Source organism: Mycobacterium sp. D16R24 (assembly GCF_002013385.1).
Classification (GTDB): domain Bacteria; phylum Actinomycetota; class Actinomycetes; order Mycobacteriales; family Mycobacteriaceae; genus Mycobacterium.
Genome location: NZ_MAEV01000013.1, coordinates 193,794 through 210,142 on the forward strand (window position 1 = coordinate 193,794; position 16,349 = coordinate 210,142).

The 16,349-nt window shown below is 65.5% G+C and carries 12 protein-coding genes and 1 pseudogene; 6 read left to right on the top strand and 7 right to left on the bottom strand.

All coding sequences use genetic code 11. The annotated features are described in order from the left end of the window. Window positions 1-192: 192 nt before the first annotated feature. The 5 genes from B4383_RS12275 to B4383_RS12295 all read left to right on the top strand — a co-directional run bounded on the left by B4383_RS12275 (window position 193) and on the right by B4383_RS12295 (window position 5,889). Window positions 193-591 carry an MmpS family transport accessory protein gene (locus tag B4383_RS12275; protein ID WP_078292108.1) on the top strand — a complete coding sequence of 133 codons (399 nt, stop codon included), beginning with the start codon at window positions 193-195 and terminating at the stop codon, window positions 589-591. Continuing rightward, entirely contained in the window at window positions 588-3,623 is a 3,036-nt protein-coding gene (locus B4383_RS12280; RefSeq protein ID WP_078292106.1) for an RND family transporter, read from the top strand. Before B4383_RS12275 ends, B4383_RS12280 begins: the two co-directional genes overlap by 4 nt. Window positions 3,624-3,668: 45 nt before the next feature. Next, window positions 3,669-4,565, top strand: coding sequence for an SAM-dependent methyltransferase (locus B4383_RS12285; protein WP_286143832.1), 897 nt, complete (start codon window positions 3,669-3,671; stop codon window positions 4,563-4,565). A gap of 202 nt (window positions 4,566-4,767) precedes the next feature. After that, window positions 4,768-5,103 carry an RNA polymerase-binding protein RbpA gene (locus B4383_RS12290; protein WP_005061379.1) on the top strand — a complete coding sequence of 112 codons (336 nt, stop codon included), beginning with the start codon at window positions 4,768-4,770 and terminating at the stop codon, window positions 5,101-5,103. Window positions 5,104-5,127: 24 nt separating this feature from the next. Then, window positions 5,128-5,889, top strand: a complete 762-nt coding sequence (locus B4383_RS12295; RefSeq protein WP_078292104.1) for an SDR family oxidoreductase — start codon at window positions 5,128-5,130, stop codon at window positions 5,887-5,889. 40 nt (window positions 5,890-5,929) lie between these two features. Here the strand turns inward: B4383_RS12295 and B4383_RS12300 are convergent. The 7 genes and pseudogenes from B4383_RS12300 to cobN form a co-directional block, all read right to left on the bottom strand. Next, window positions 5,930-6,646 (bottom strand): annotated as a pseudogene (locus B4383_RS12300) (polyprenol monophosphomannose synthase); the annotation flags it as partial. A gap of 23 nt (window positions 6,647-6,669) precedes the next feature. After that, complete coding sequence (gene lnt / locus B4383_RS12305) at window positions 6,670-8,487, bottom strand: apolipoprotein N-acyltransferase (protein WP_078292101.1); 1,818 nt, start codon at window positions 8,485-8,487, stop codon at window positions 6,670-6,672. Continuing rightward, window positions 8,480-10,015: an amidohydrolase gene (locus tag B4383_RS12310; protein ID WP_078292164.1), complete on the bottom strand. Its 1,536-nt coding sequence runs from the start codon at window positions 10,013-10,015 to the stop codon at window positions 8,480-8,482. Before B4383_RS12310 ends, lnt begins: the two co-directional genes overlap by 8 nt. Before the next feature lie 92 nt (window positions 10,016-10,107). Continuing rightward, the gene (locus B4383_RS12315) at window positions 10,108-10,620 is read right to left on the bottom strand and encodes an FxsA family protein (protein ID WP_078292100.1); all 513 of its coding nucleotides are present in this window, start codon (window positions 10,618-10,620) and stop codon (window positions 10,108-10,110) included. Window positions 10,621-10,671: 51 nt separating this feature from the next. Next, complete coding sequence (locus B4383_RS12320; RefSeq protein WP_078292098.1) at window positions 10,672-11,073, bottom strand: PPOX class F420-dependent oxidoreductase; 402 nt, start codon at window positions 11,071-11,073, stop codon at window positions 10,672-10,674. A gap of 10 nt (window positions 11,074-11,083) precedes the next feature. Next, window positions 11,084-11,488 carry a PPOX class F420-dependent oxidoreductase gene (locus tag B4383_RS12325; protein ID WP_078292097.1) on the bottom strand — a complete coding sequence of 135 codons (405 nt, stop codon included), beginning with the start codon at window positions 11,486-11,488 and terminating at the stop codon, window positions 11,084-11,086. A gap of 9 nt (window positions 11,489-11,497) precedes the next feature. Then, on the bottom strand, window positions 11,498-15,115 hold the full coding sequence (cobN, locus tag B4383_RS12330) for a cobaltochelatase subunit CobN (RefSeq protein ID WP_078292096.1): 3,618 nt from the start codon (window positions 15,113-15,115) through the stop codon (window positions 11,498-11,500). Between the two features lie 33 nt (window positions 15,116-15,148). On the opposite strand from cobN, the gene cobG reads away from it, so the two are divergent. Further along, window positions 15,149-16,342, top strand: coding sequence for a precorrin-3B synthase (gene cobG, locus B4383_RS12335; RefSeq protein ID WP_078292094.1), 1,194 nt, complete (start codon window positions 15,149-15,151; stop codon window positions 16,340-16,342). Window positions 16,343-16,349 lie beyond the last annotated feature (7 nt).

The window sequence follows — 16,349 nt, forward strand, 5'->3', positions numbered from 1 at the left end:
AAACTCTGGAACTTTTGCCGAAACAGCGGGACGTTCTTAACTCATCTGCAATCATCGTCACCATCGAAGAAGATTTGCCTGCCGTGTCATCCTGTGGAATTCGCACTGTACGCGCCTGATCGGCAAGAGGAAGGGTGTTTTCACAATGGATTTGCCGCTTCCTCCAAAGGTCGCTTGATGAGAAGCGCCTGGGTGTATCTTGTTGTGCTGGCGGTCCTTACGGTCGCCGCCGTGTTCATTCTCAAGTTGCGGTCGAGCGAGATCCCGGACGAGGCGGTGGGAACCGTGAGCCGCCTCCCCGTACTCGGCAGCCTTTCCGAACGGACCATCCAGTACGAGGCTGTCGGGCCCGCCGGAACACCGGCGACGGTGTCCTATCTTGACGACAACGGTCACAACCAGAACGTCAGCACGGTCCTGCCATGGCAGGAGGCGCTGAGGACCGTGGAACCCTCCCTGGTGACCAGCATGGTGGTGCAATCCAACGCCACTGGGGTCGGATGCAGGATCACCGTCAACGGACAGGTCCGCGACGAACAAGTCGCGACCGCCACCGGTGGCATCGCCAGCTGCAAGGTGCAAGTCGCATGACCGGAGACGAGGCCGAGGCGGATACCGGCCCGATACCCGCTCCCGGCACACCTGAGGCGCCTGCCGCACCTGACGGGTTCGCCGCCCGATCGCGCGCATTCGGACGCCGAGTGCGCGGGGAGTTCTCTGTGCCGTTCCGTCGTGAGACCTACGCGGGCACCGAGCAGCACCGGCCCCTGTACGCCCGACTGCTGTATGGGCTCTCCATACCCATCGTTGTCTTGTGGGTACTGCTCGCGTGTGGGCTCAATGCCGCAGGCCCCCAGTTGGAGAAGGTAATTGAGGGACACGCCCTGTCCTTCTTGCCCGACGAGGCCTCGTCGGTGCAGGCACTGTCCAACATGGGCAAGTATTTTGGCAACGGCGGTACGAACAACTTCGTCGCGGTGCTCGCCGAGGGCGACCAGCCCTTCGGCGCGGAAATGCACCGCTACTACGCGAACCTGATGGAGAAGTTCAAGGCGGACAAGAAACACGTCATCACGACGATCGACCTCTGGTCCGACCCATCGTTTGCCCCAGCGTTCGAAAGTCAGGATCGGAAGGCCTCCTTCAGCTACCTGAACCTGGGTGGCAACATGGGCACCGCGCTGGCCATGGAGTCCACTCAGGCGGTGCGCGACATCGTGAAGGCGTATCCGCCGCCGGACGGCGTCAAGATCTACGTGACCGGTCCATCCGCGGTCGTGAACGACGAGCTACTCGCCATCAACCGATCGATCCTGCCGATCATCTTCGCGTGCGCCCTCTGCATCACCATCATCATGTCGTTGACCTACCGCTCGCTATTCACGGCCGCGATGCCACTGCTCGTGGTGGCCGTCGCTTTGGTCACGGCCCGGCCAATCGTCGCTCTTCTCGGCCAGCACGAGATCATCGGCATTTCCATATTCGCGTCAAGCCTGCTGGCCGGAATCGTCCTTGGCGCGGGGACCGACTACGGCATCTTCCTGCTCGGCAGATATCAGGAGGCACGACGAGCCGGCCAGGACCCGACCACGGCGTACTACACCGCACTGAAAAGCGTGCAGCGCATCATTTTCGCCTCGGGGCTGACCGTGGCGGGCGCGACCGCATGCATGACCCTCACCAGACTCGCCGCTTTTTCCACCTCCGGTCTGCCGTGCACCATCGGCATCCTCACCGCACTTGCCGCGGCGTTGACCCTTGGCCCCGCACTGCTGGCGATCGGATGCAGGCTCGGACTGTACGAACCGCGCGGAGAGCGCGCCGTCCGCCGCTGGCGGCGCATCGCCACCCACGTAGTCCGTTGGCCGGGCCCGGTGCTCGCCGGCAGCCTCGCGGTGCTGGCACTCGCGATTCTTGTGCTGCCGACCTATGTCATCAGCTACAACGAGCGTGCCGCCCAACCGGCCAACACCGAGGCGAACCTGGGTCTCGATGCCGCGGATCGGCACTTGCCGCCCAATCTGCTGAACCCGAATCTGCTCTTCGTCGAGTCCGATCACGACATGCGCAACTCCGCCGACCTGATCGCACTCGCGAAGCTGACGAACGCCGTCTACTCCGTGGATGGTGTCCAGGCGGTGCAAGGCATCACCCGCCCACTCATCACGCCGCTTCCCCAAGGCACCCTGACCTATCAGGGCGGATACATCGGCGAACGGATGTCCCAGATAGCCGAGATGGTGAGCACGCAGCTCAACGGCATCGCCAGAATCACCGGTCAGATCGATCAGCTGTCCGTAGGGGTCAAGGTCGTCCTCAAAGACCTTGAGGTAACCCAGCGCGCGGTCGAGCTGCCCGGCGGCACCGGCGCGGCCACCCGGCAACGTCTCATTGAGCTATTGAAGATGGCGAAGGGCATCCACAACGAAATGCAGCCGCTCGTCGCAGATGGCATCGACGCGGCGGGCCAGCTCGTCGACATGGTTCCCGACTGCAAGCAGCTCCTCCCCTGCAACACCGCGCTCACCGGTCTGGCAGTTCTCGACGGACTCAATCAGACGGGGGGACGCAAGTTCGAGGACATCGTGGACGCCTCCCGCGTCGCCTCGGAATCGTTGCCCAACTTGGTGGCCCAGGTCCGGATGCTGGACCGTTTTCTCGCCGACTCGCAACGCACGCTGACGCCGATCCGCGGTATGGCGGACTCGCTGCTGGTGCAGATGAACGAGGTCACCCAGTTCCTGAGAGAGATCGCAGACACCTATATGAAGGGAGACCCGAGCGGGTACTTCTTCCTTCCGAGCCAGGCCTTCGAATCCCCGTTGTTCCAATCCGCGCTCTCCGTCTTCTTCTCTCCCGACGGCAAGATCACCCGGATGCTCGTTATGGGCGATGTGAATTCGTTCAGCCGAGAAAGCATGGACTACAGCGCAAAGATCGTCCCCGCGGCGAAGGCGGCGCTCAAGGGCACGTCACTCGGCGGGAGCACGGTGAGCATCGGCGGCGCCGGCGGCACGCTGCTCAACATCGCCGCCTTCGCCAAGGAGGATTTCCTCACCAGTGCGGTCGCGGCGTTCGCATTCGTGTTCTGCGTCGTGCTGCTGTTGTTGCGCAGCTTCGTCGCCGCGGTCGCCGTCGTCGGCACCGTGGGACTGTCCTTTCTTTCCGCGTGGGGGCTCAGCGTGGCCATCTGGCAGTACGGCATCGGTCTGCCCTTGCACTGGGCCGTCGCACCGTGTTCCTTCATCTTCCTTGTCGCGGTCGGCGCCGATTACAACTTGCTGCTCGTCGCCCGGTTCAAGGAAGAGCTCCGCGCCGGGATAAAAACCGGGATCATCCGCGCCATGGTAGGGACGGGCAGCGTGGTCACCACCGCGGGCCTGATCTTCGGCTTCACGATGTTCGCGTTGATCGCGGGCTACTCGAGCACGCTCGCGCAGATCGGAACGACCGTCGGCGTCGGACTCTTGCTCGACACGCTCATCGTCCGCTCGCTCGTCATCCCCTCCATCGCGACCCTCCTGGGCCGGTGGTTCTGGTGGCCGATGCGCGTACCGTGCCGCGCGCTGCGGGAATCGGATCCGGCATTGGTCGGCGCAACGTCCGGCGGACACCGGGCCTAGACGTGGATGCGGGGAATGTGTTGGCCACCAGATGCGGAGACCGGTGTGAGTAGTCGTCGTCTTGATCGTCGGGCGAGTTTTACGGCGCAATCCTGCGCGGCCCAACGGGCCGCGGAAACCTTGCAGCCGCCGCGGCGGCGCCTGCTCGACGATCCTTACTCGCGGCACTTCATCCGCAGTCCGCTGCTGCGGGCCTGTTTGATCCATCCGTTGGTGGCGCGCGGCTTTATCGGAGTGCTGAAATCCGTGTTCGGCGCCGCGGGTCACTTCTTCCTGGTCTTACGGGTGCGCTACACCGATGATGTCCTCGATGCCGCCATCAACGACGGTGTCGACCAAGTTGTGCTGCTGGGTGCCGGATTCGACACCACCACGTTGCGGCGGGCGGCACACGGTTCGGTCAGGATCTTCGAAGTCGACGCGCCTACCACCCAAGCCGACAAACGCGCCGTCATGGAGCAGCTCCGCTCACCCGATGACAACGATCAGATCGTTTGGGTGCCCTGCGATTTCGAACACGACGTATTACGCGAAAGACTCCTCGCCAGCGGCTTCGATCCCTCCCGGCCAAGTCTGTTCATCTGGCTCGGTGTGACCGCCTACCTCACCCAGGACGCACTCGACGCGACACTTGCCGACCTCGCGACGGTCTGCGCACCCGGGAGCCTGCTGGTGTTCGACTACCTCGACACCAGTGTTGTCACCGGTGGAGACAGCAAGTCTGTACGCGCCCGACTATGGACCGAGGCGGCCGCACGTTTTGGCGAGCCATACCTGACGGGCCTCACCGCGGGTGACGCCGACGCACTGCTGGCCTCGCACGGGTTCCAGTGCCACAAGCACCTAACCACACGCGAACTGCTGCAGCGGTACGCACCGACATATGCCAGCCGATCGCCCGCCGACGGCCGGGCAGCTATCACCACGGCACAGCGCGCATGACTCGGGCAATCGTGATATCCGCCATGCGTTCACCGACGCAAAGCGGTGACCGCCACAATGGCGTTCACCAGCTATAATGAGGGCCACAACCTGCGCGAACAGGGAACTAACGGCGCGGGCACGGCGTTGAGATAGACAGCCACCAGCAATTCGAGCGCGGGATCCGATCCGCAGAGACCCGCAGTGAAGAGGAGAAGTACACATGGCAGATCGTGTTCTACGGGGCAGCCGACTCGGCGCCGTCAGCTACGAAACCGATCGTGACCACGACCTGGCGCCCCGCCGCATGGCTCGCTACCGCACCGAGAACGGTGAGGAGTTCGACGTTCCCTTCGCCCACGATGCCGAGATCCCGGCCAACTGGGCATGCCGCAATGGCCTGGAAGGCACCCTCCTCGACGGCGATGTGCCCGAGCCCAAGAAGGTCAAGCCCCCCCGCACGCACTGGGACATGCTGCTGGAGCGCCGCAGCGTTGAGGAGCTCGACGAGCTGCTCAAGGAACGTCTGGAACTGATCAAGGGCCGTCGCAGGGGCTAGGGCGCGGCAGCGTAACTCGCCCTGATGAGTGCCTCCGGCAGGTCCGTCGCGGGTTCGGCCGTTCTGATCACCGGTGCCGCCAGCGGCATGGGGAAGGCAACTGCGCGAGTTTTCGCCCAGGATGGCGCGTTTGTCGCGGTCACCGATCTCCGGTTGGAGGACGCACAGGCGGTCGCCGCTGAGATCGGCGATTCCGCGGCGCCCTGGGCGCTGGACGTCACCGATGATGCGCAGATCACCGAGGTGGTCGCGGCCGTCGCCGAGCGATTCGGCCGGCTGGACATTGTGGTGAACAACGCCGGTTTCGCGGCATTCAGGTCCCTCGATGACCCCGATTATGGTGAGACCTGGGCTCGCTCACTGGCCGTCCATCTGACCGCACCCCAACGGATTGTCCGTGCAGCGCTTCCGTTCCTGCGCAACTCCCCCGCCCCGCGCGTGGTGAATATCGCCTCCACCGAGGCTCTCGGTGCCACCCCGTATGACAGCCCATATGTCGCGGCCAAGTCCGGCCTGGCCGGTCTGACTAGGAGTTTGGCCGTCGACCTTGGGCGCGACGGAATCACGGTGAACTGCATCTGCCCGGGGCCCATCGATACCGCGATGACGGCGGCGATCTCTGCCGAGGACAAAGACACCTATGCCCGCCGGCGCACCGCGCTACGGCGCTACGGTCGCGCCGAGGAAGTGGCACACATGACCTTGAGCGTGTGCCTGCCGGCCGCGTCTTATCTCACCGGCACGGTCATTCCCGTCGACGGCGGCCTGATGGCCCGCAACGCGTGAAGGCTTGAGTACTTCACCGCGGGATGCCGCGCGCCCGATCGAGGCGACTGCTGATACCCCATTTGGTCACCTTGACCAGGGCCTCGTTGATGATCGACCCGCTCATCTTGGATTCACCGATCGCGCGTTCGGTGAAGGTGATCGGCACCTCGGCAACCTCGAAACCGTGCGCGATGGTGCGCAGGGTGAGGTCGATCTGGAAGCAGTAGCCGTGTGATTCGACGGCCGCCAGATCCAGCTTTTCGAGGACCTCACGCCGGTACGCGCGGTATCCCGCGGTGATGTCGTGGGGCTTGACGCCCAGCACCAGCCGGGCATAGACGTTCGCGCTGCGGGACAGCACCAACCGCCGCCACGGCCAGTTGACGACGGTACCCCCGGGGACGTAGCGAGAACCAATCGCCAGATCGGCTCCGGCGTCCACGGCATCGAGCAGCCGCGATAGCTGTTCGGGAGCGTGACTGCCGTCGGCGTCCATCTCCACCAGCACCGAGTACTGACGTGCCAGACCCCAACCGAAGCCGGCGATGTAGGCGGCTCCCAGGCCACCCTTTTCCTCGCGGTGCATGACGTGCACACGATCCGGGTCGGCAAGCGCGGCCTCGTCAGCAAGTTCACCGGTGCCGTCTGGGCTGCCGTCATCGACGATCAGCACATGGACATCGGGTTGCGCCTTGTGCAGCCGACCAAGGATCAGCGGGAGATTCTCCCGCTCGTTGTACGTCGGAATGATCACCAGGGTCCGGGCGCTCGGACGTTCGGTCACGGGATCCACTCCGGTCAGGTCTCCTTAATCGGTGAGGCCGGCTCTACCTCACGTTGCGGCCTCTTCAGCCCTCTATTGTGCAGTATCGCCAGGCCAGCCGAGGCCAGGACGGCAAGTCCTGCGATCACAGCAAGAGCCCATTCGATCCAGGGACCCCATTGAGTGGCGGGTGTCAGGTCGTCGTGCAGTCGCACCTGCATGTCGATGTATGCCGGTTCAAAAAACTTGGTGCGGCCCGCGTCGACGCCGTCGGGAGAGATAAATGCGCTGATCCCGGTGGTGCCGACGACGATGACCTCCCGGTCATGCTCGACGGCCCGAACCTTGGAGATGGCCAGCTGCTGTTCACTCATCGCAGTACCGAACAGGGCGTTGTTGCTCGGCACCGCGAGAATTTCGGCGCCGTTGAGAGTGGACAGCCGCGCTGCCCTGTCGAACAGGACCTCCCAGCACGTCGTCACACCGATCTTCACCCCAGCGGCGGTGACCACACCGTTGCCATCTCCCGGTACGAAATATCCGGCGCGGTCGGCGTACTCCGAGAAGTGCGCGAAGAAGCTCCGCCATGGCAGATACTCGCCGAACGGTTGCACGATCTGCTTGTCATGACGTTCCCCCGGGCCGGTGTTCGGATCCCACACGATGATGGAATTGATCGACTTGGGCTGTTCGGGAGTGGAATCCGGGTGCCGCAACACTCCGCCGACAAGGATGGGCGCCCCGATGGCCTGCGCTGCCTCGGTGATGGCCTCGGCCGCGTCGGCGTTGCGGATCGGATCGATATCCGAGGAGTTCTCGGGCCACACCACAAACTGCGGCGCCGGAGCCTTCCCAGCCTTGACGTCCTGAGCCAACAGGAGGGTTTCCTTCACGTGGTAGTCCAGGACAGCACGCCGCTGCGCGTTGAAATCGAGCCCCAAACGCGGAACGTTCCCCTGCACCGCGGCGACTGTGACGGTTCGCCCATCCGTGGCGCCGTGGCTCGCGTGCCGAACCTGCTGCCAGCTGACCGCTATCGCGAATAGGACAAGGCATACGCACGTTCCGGGCAGCAGCACCGAGGGAATCGGGCGGGCACCATCCGGGCCCACCGACGGGCTGCGCCACCAGCGATACATCTCGATGCCCAGCGCCGTCACCGCGAAGGCACCCAGGGCCACCGCAAAGGAGACCAGAGGCGCTCCCCCGTACCGGGCGAGGCTCAGCATCGGACTATCGCCCTGCCCGAAAGCAAGACGGCCCCACGGGAACCCGCCAAACGGAACGCTTGCCTTGCCCCATTCCGTGGCCGTCCATGCCGCGGCGAACCACAGCGGCCACCCGGGCAGGTTCCGCACCGCGACCGCCAACACACCAAACAGAGCCACCCAAGTGGCGCTTAACAGGGACAGCGCCAACCACGGGACGACGCCCACCAGCTGACCCGTCCAGGGCAGCAGCGGGACGAAGAACGCGAGACCGAACAGCAGTCCATAGCCGAGCCCACCGCGCAGCCTGGTCTTCGGCGACCAGAACACCCATCCCAGGATCGACAGCGCCGGGAACGCGGCCCACCAGTAACCCCACGGCGGAAAGCTCGCACACAACGCGAGGCCTCCGATCAACGCCGCGCCCTGGCGGGTCGCCGCACGCAGCCAGGCCTGGCCGAACGCGACAGCGCGGGCGCGCACCGCACCGGCGAAGGCCGCACCGCGTGAGGGGCCGGTCTTGCCCGGAGCCTGTGGCTCCCTATCTATCGGCTCGCCTACCGGAACGTTGGCCTCCACATCGCGATCCGCGATGTCCTCGCCAACAATCTCGTCAACGGATTCGTCGACAGTTTCTTCAGCCATGGATCACCGTGCCGCGGTGAACGGTCCGGAGACATGTGGGGAGCACAGCAGCGGCGTCCGATAAGTCCGGCAGGGCCGGGACCCGCGAGCGCGGGTCCGTGGACCACCGCTGCACTCCCGGTTGGCTGGTGTTGATGGTCAAGTCCCCTGTCTCCCAAACCGCATAGCTGGCAAGCGCTCCCGGCGTCAACGTGCCGGTCGCGCCGTCATGAACGCCCTGCGCACGCCAGCCGCCCCGGGTCGCGGCACTGAATGCCGCGCGGACCGAAACGGAACTGCTTGCGGTGCGGTGATGGGCCGCTGCCCGCACCGTCACCCACGGATCCATCGGCGCGACAGGGGCATCAGAACCGAACGCGAGAGGCACGCCTTGGGATGCTAACAGCGCCAGCGGGTTTAGCTGAGTACCTCGGCGTGGGCCGAGTCGTTCTGCATACATGCCGTCTGGGCCACCCCAGAGGGCATCAAAGGCCGGTTGCACGCTGGCAATCACCCCGAGGCGACCGAGTTGCTCGGCCTGTGCCGCCGAGACCATTTCGAGGTGCTCAAGACGATGTCCACACCGAGCCACCGCCGGCACGCCATAGCGGTCGCCGACACGGCCCAGCGCGTCGATCACCTGAGTGACCGCAGCGTCGCCGATCACGTGGAATCCCGCGGCGATACCGGCCTGTGTGCACGAGTCCAGATGCGTCTCAACCGTTTCAGCGTCCAGATGCATCGTGCCGCAGGTGTGCGGCGCATCGTGATACGGCTCCTGCAGCCATGCGGTGTGCGACCCCAGCGCGCCGTCGACGAAGAGGTCACCGGCCAGACCGGCAGCCCCCGTTGAGGCGATGAGCTCGCGCGCATGATCGGGGTCGCGGGCCGGCTCACCCCAGTATCCGGTGACCTGCACGCCATGCTCGGTGGCCAACAGCTCCCGGAAATCATCCAGCCCACCGATCTCGGGGCCGCCACATTCGTGCACCGACACCAGCCCGAGCGATGCCGCGTTGTCGAGGGCCGCGCGCCGTGCCCTCGCCCGCCCGTTGACGGAGAGCGCACCGCGTGCATGTGCCCGCAATAGGTGGTGAGCCGCCCCGGCCAGCGGACGCTCGGGGTGAAATCCAGTGGCATCGGCTAGTCCCGGTACCTGCCGCCGCAGCGCCGTCGACGCCGCGGCCGAGTGCACATCGATACGGGTGAGGTAGACGGCCCGGCCGGGTGCTGTCGCGTCCAGTTCGGCGGTGCTCAGCGGTTCCCGATCTGGCCATCGCGATTCGTCCCAGCCGTGTCCCCAGATCACCTCATCGGCGTGCTCACCGGCGTACGCGGCTAGTCGCGCCAGGCAATGCTCGCGCGAGGTCATGTCGGACAGGTCGAGCCCGATGATGGACAGCCCGAGCGCGGTGAGGTGAACATGGGCGTCGACGAACGCGGGCGCGACGAAGGCACCCTCCAGGTCGACGATGTCGGCGCCGGGGAACTCTGCGCGACCAAGGTCGTCCTCGCCGATCCAGCTGATGACATCGCCGGTCACGGCCATGGCGGTCGCCGCCGGATGCGACGGGCTATGCACGCGCGCGTTGACGAGCAGTTGAGTCTGCACTCGGTAATTCTGCCGGGTTCGGACGACGTCTACGCAGGCAGGTCGTGGCCGGGGCGGTAACGCGAAGACGGTCCGGGCTGCTCATCGCTCACGTCGATAACCTCACCGTCGATGTAGTCGGCGGTGCTCGCACGCGTTCGGCTGGCCTGAAAGGCGCCGTATCCGGCGGGGATGACGGTGAAGAGAGGTGCGCGCCGGCTCAGCTGCCGTGCCGCGACAAGGGTCAGCACCGGCCGCAGGACGGCGCGGGTCGGCGGCAACAGCATGAGCAGCCCGATGGCCGAGGACACCAGCCCCGGGATCACCACTGCGACGGTTCCGAGTGCGATGAGCGCACCGTCCGCGACGGCTCCTCCGGGGGATCGCACTCCCCGCCGCAGCTGATCAAGGGCGCGCCGGGCCTGCGAGCCCGCAAGTATCAAACCGACGACAAAGGCCGCGGCGACGGCGATGATGGTCCAGCCGATGCCCACCGCGGAGGTCAACGCCACCAGGGCGGACACCTCGACGATCACATACAGCAGAAACAGGCCTGGCCACATATCCGGACAACGCACCGGCCCGTTGCCGGGTTCCCGGTTCGGCGTTCCGGGTCAGGCGGTGACGGCTAGCCCGATGGTGCCGCTGGTGCCGCGACGCAGCACGCTGGCCTTGACCAGCACCCACCCCAGCAGGCCGTACTTACGGGTGATGGCCGACCGCGCCCGCTCGGTCCCCTCGGGGTCCAGGACTCGTGCGGTGCCCTCGATCTCGCCGCTGCGAACCTTGCCACGCACATCGCAGACGGCCAGCGTCACGCGCGGGGTGTTGCGGATCCGGCGCACCTTCCAGGAGGTGGCTTCGGTCCACACGAGAAGCTTGCCGTCCTCGGGTGCCGCCCACACCGCGGCCGGTTTCGCGCGACCGTCCTTGGTGTAGGTGGTCAACAGGACATATTTGGCGGCACAGACGTCGTCGAATGTCGGCACCGGGAGGTTCGCACCCATGCCGATCAGTCTAGGAACCTCAGAGCGTTTCCGGCGCGCCGAGCGTCACCGAAATACCGACTCTGGCGCCGTTGCGCCGGTCCAACCACGCTGTCACGATCCGGCTGGGTAGTCCGTACCGTGTGACCACCGCCTCCCGGATACGCGCCACCGAGGCCGGATCCTCGACGATCACCGCGGTGGCATCGGCTACCGGACTGATCACCCGGCCGCGCTGCGTGCAGACGGCCACTCTCACCTTCCGGTCTCGCCGGATCCTTCGGACCTTCCAGGTGTTCGCACTCGTGGTCAGCAAGAGCTCATCGCCCTCGGCGACGAAGCCCATCGGAGTTGGCTTGGGCACACCGTCTTTGGTGAATGTGGTCAACAGAATGTAGCGGCCGGCCGCTACGGTGCCGATGTCCAAGCCGATATTCCGGGCCATGCTCCGATGCTACGACTCCAGCTCGCCCTCGGTCTCCAAGAACACTGATCGCAAATCACTCAGAACTTGCTGATCCGGGTTCTCCCACAGACCCCGACTGGCCGCTTCCAGCAACCTCTCGGCAATACCATGAAGTGCCCACGGGTTGGACTGCTGCATGAACTTGCGGTTCTGCTCATCGAGCACATAGCTGTTGGTGAGCTGCTCGTACATCCAGTCGGCCATCACGTTCGCGGTGGCGTCGTATCCGAACAGGTAGTCGACGGTGGCAGCCATTTCGAACGCACCCTTGTATCCGTGCCGGCGCATCGCCTCCAGCCACCGCGGATTGACCACCCGTGCGCGGAAAACCCTTGTGGTTTCTTCAGATAACGTGCGGGTACGCACAGCGTCAGGTCGGGTGTTATCACCGATATACGCCGCCGGAGCCTTACCGGTGAGTGCGCGCACCGCGGCGACCATGCCGCCGTGGTATTGGAAGTAGTCGTCCGAATCGGCAATATCGTGTTCGCGGGTGTCGGTGTTCTTCGCCGCGACCGCGATCCGGCGATACTGGTGCCGCATGTCCTCACTCGCGGCGGCGCCATCCAATCCACGGCCATAAGCGAATCCGCCCCACGCGGTGTAGACCTGCTCCAAATCCGAGTCGTTGCGCCAGTTTTGGCTATCGATCAGCTGAAGTAGTCCTGCGCCATACGTGCCGGGCTTGGAACCGAAGATGCGCATGGTGGCGCGTCGCCAATCACCGTGCTCGGCGCGATCCGCTTCGGCGTGCGCCCGCAGATAGTTCTGCTCCGCGGATTCATCGAGGCCCGCCACCAGCGCGACCGCGTCATCGAGCATGGTCACCACATGCGGGAAGGCGTCGCGGAAGAATCCGGAGATGCGCACCGTCACATCGATCCGTGGGCGCCGGAGTTCTGCCAGGGACATCGCCTCCAGGCTCACCACGCGCCGGGAAGCCTCATCCCACACTGGCCGAACACCGAGGAGTGCAAGAACTTCGGCGATATCGTCACCGGAGGTCCGCATCGCCGAGGTACCCCATATCGAAAGGCCAACAGACCGCGGCCAATCTCCATAGTCGGTGCGGTATCGCTCCAGCAGCGAGTCCGCCATGGCCTGCCCGGTCTCCCAGGCCAGCTTCGACGGAACCGCCTTGGGGTCCACCGAGTAGAAATTGCGCCCGGTAGGCAGCACGTTGACGAGCCCCCGCAGCGGTGAGCCGGACGGCCCGGCCTCGATGAACCGGCCATCCAGGGCGCGCAGAATCGCGTCAATCTCGCCGTTGGTGCCGTCCAGCCTGGGCACTACCTCGGTCGCCGCGAACTGCAGGATCTGCGCGACCTGAGGGTCATCGGTGAGATCGTCCACCGCGTCGGGATTCCAGCCCGAGCCCTGTAGCGCCGTCAGCAGCGAATGTGCCTGCTGGTCAATCTCATCCACGCGCACCCGGTCATCGGTGCCGTCCTCGGCCAGCCCGAGTGCCTGACGCAATCCGGGTACCGATTGTTCACCGGCCCACATCTGTCGGGCACGCAGGATCGACAGCACCAGATCAACCTGAGCTCCCCCGATGGGAGCGCTGCCCAGAATGTGCAGGCCGTCGCGGATTTGCACATCTTTGATCTCACAGAGCCATCCGTCGACATGCAGCAACATGTCGTCGAAGACGTCCTCGTCGGGGCGCTCTTGAAGCCCCAGGTCGTGGTCCATCTTCGCCGCACGCATCAGCGTCCAGATCTGCTGACGGATTGCCGGTAGTTTCGCCGGGTCCAGCGCCGAGATATTCGCGTGCTCATCGAGCAATTGCTCCAAACGCGCTATATCCCCATAGGTTTCGGCCCGGGCCATGGGCGGGATGAGGTGGTCGACCAGGGTCGCGTGCGCGCGCCGTTTGGCCTGAGTGCCCTCGCCCGGATCGTTTACCAGGAACGGGTAAATGAGCGGCAGATCACCGATCGCGGCATCAGTGGCGCAATCTGCCGACAGGCCAACGGTTTTCCCGGGTAACCACTCCAGATTGCCATGCTTGCCCAGGTGTACCAGAGCATCGGCACCGAACCCGCCCTCCTCTCGCGCGGCCGACAGCCAGCGGTATGCGGCGAGGTAATGGTGACTGGGTGGCAGGTCGGGGTCGTGATAGATGGCTACCGGATTCTCCCCGAATCCACGCGGCGGCTGTACGAGTAGCAGCACATTGCCCGCTTGTAGCGCAGCAATCACAATGTCGCCGTCGGGGTTGACGCTTGTGTCGACGAACAGTTCTCCCGGTGGCGGGCCCCAGTGTTGGACCACCTGCTCGGCGAGCCCGGGCGCCAGTCGCGTGAACCACTCCCGGTACTGTCGCGCGGGCACACGAATTGGGTTGCCCGCCAGCTGTTCCGCGGTCAACCAGTCCGGATCTTGGCCGCCCCGTTCGATAAGCGCGTGAATCAGCGTGTCGCCGTCGCCATCCGTCGCGGGCCGGCCGGTGGCGGGCAGTCCGGGGATGTCACCGTCGGCGCCCACGTCATAGCCCGCCGCACGCATGGCTGTCAGCAACGCCACCGCACTCGCCGGGGTGTCCAACCCCACCGCGTTGCCGATCCTGGCGTGCTTGGTGGGATACGCGGAGAACACCACCGCTATCCGACGCTCCCCGGCGGGGATGGATCGAAGTTTTGCGTGCCGCAACGCGATACCGGCTACCCGTGCGCAGCGCTCCGCGTCCGGAACGTAGGTGATAAGGCCGTCGCTGTCGATCTCCTTGAACGAGAAGGGCACGGTGATGATGCGCCCGTCGAATTCGGGAACCGCGACCTGGGTGGCGACGTCCAACGGGCTCATACCGTCGTCGTTGGCGTCCCAATCATCGCGGGGGCTGGTCAGGCACAACCCCTGCAGGATTGGGATATCCAAGGCCGCAAGGTGGCCGACATTCCACTCGTCGTCGGCTCCGCCGGCTCCCACTGCCGCCGGAGTCGCACCACCGGCGGCCAGAACGGTGACCACCATGGCGTCGGCGGCCGCCAGCTTCTCCAGAAGCTCCGCCGGCGCGGTCCGCAGCGAGGCGCAGTACACCGGAAGTGCCCGTCCTCCAAGGTTTTCAATGGCAGTGCAGAGAGCCTCGATGTACGCGGTGTTTCCGGCCAGCTGCTGGGCGCGGTAGTACAGCACCGCGATGGTGGGACCGTCGGCATTCTGGGCGGCCCGCTGTAGCACCCCCCAGGCCGGGTTTGTCGCCGGCGGTTCGAAGCCGATTCCCGTCATCAGCACGGTGTCCGACAAGAAGGCGTGCAGCTGCTGCAGATTCGCCGTCCCACCTTCAGCCAGGTACCGGTGGACCTGTAGGGCTACGCCGCCCGGGACGGTCGAACATTCCATGAGCTCGGCATCGGGAGCCTGCTCACCGGAGACCACGACGGCCGGCACACCGGAGGCGATGACGGCATCGATGCCCTCCTCCCAACCGCGACGGCCACCAAGAAGCCGAACAACCACCGTCCCCATCCCGTCCAGCAGGGCCGGCAGGTCGTCTACGTGGATACGAGAAGGGTTGGCCCATCGATAGTTCGCACCACTGGCACGCGCACTCAGCAGGTCGGTGTCGGATGTCGACAGGATCAGGATCGGGGCATTGCTCACAGGACATTCGTACCGTAGTCCTACGGTGAGTAGGTGACCCGCTCTGGTGATGAGCCGCTTGCGCGAAGACCACGAGGCACCGCAGACGACGCGTGCCCCGGCGCGCTGCGTCTACACGAGGCCGCCGATGGAGCGCTGGCACGCATCCGGCTGCCCGGCGGAATGGTCACGTCAGCGCAGTTGGCCGCGTTGGCCGAGGCGGCCGGCGACTATGGCGCGCCGGTATTGGAGCTGACCTCCCGCGGCAATGTTCAGCTGCGATCGATCCGTGATGCAGATGCGGTGGGCACCCTCTTATCGGAGGCCGGGCTGCTGCCGTCGCCGAGCCATGAACGGGTACGCAACATCGTGGCCTCGCCGCTGTCGGGTCGGTCCGGCTACTTTCCCGATGTGCGTCCGCTGGTCGTCGCGCTGGACCGCGGGCTGATCTCTGCTCCCGTTCTCGCCGACCTGCCGGGTCGTTTTTTGTTCAGCCTCGACGACGGGCGCGGCGATATGACGGCCATGGGGGCCGATATCGGACTGCGGCACCACCCAGGCGGATGGCGACTGATTCTCGACGGCCGCGCCACGTCGGTGTGCATCAACGACCGGGATGCCGCCGTGGAACGCGTGCTCGCGATCGCGCAGACCTTCGTGCACATCCGGGGGAACGCGTGGCGCGTGGCCGAGCTGCCGGACGCGGCGGAGACCCTTGCCCAGGCGATCGGCGCGACGCTGATCGAAGGCGCACCTCATCCCATGGCCACGGTACGTGCACCCGTGGGATGGATCGAGCAGCCTTCCGCGGGTGACTCTTGCCACGACATGGTGACATTGGGCGCCGCGGTTCCGTTGGGTCAGTTGCCGGCGAGAGTGGCCGCGCTGTTGGCGGCCGCCGAAAAACCCGTCGTCATCACCCCGTGGCGATCTGTGCTGTTGTGCGATCTGCCCCACGAAGACGCCGACGTGGTACTGCGGGTGCTGGCGCCCTTGGGCCTGGTGTTCGACGAACGCTCCCCGTGGCTCAATGCCAGTTCATGCACCGGACTACCCGGATGTGGGCGCTCGCGGGCCGACGTGCATGCCGATGTGCGGCTCGAAGTGGTCGAAGAGATCGCCAGCGGGATCCATTCCCCGGTGCATCGGCACTGGGTTGGCTGTCCCCGGGCCTGCGGCTCCCCCGCCACAGGCCAGGTGCTGGTGGCGACGGAGCTGGGTTATCGGCCGCTGGAGCGGCACCCGTAGGGTGAGC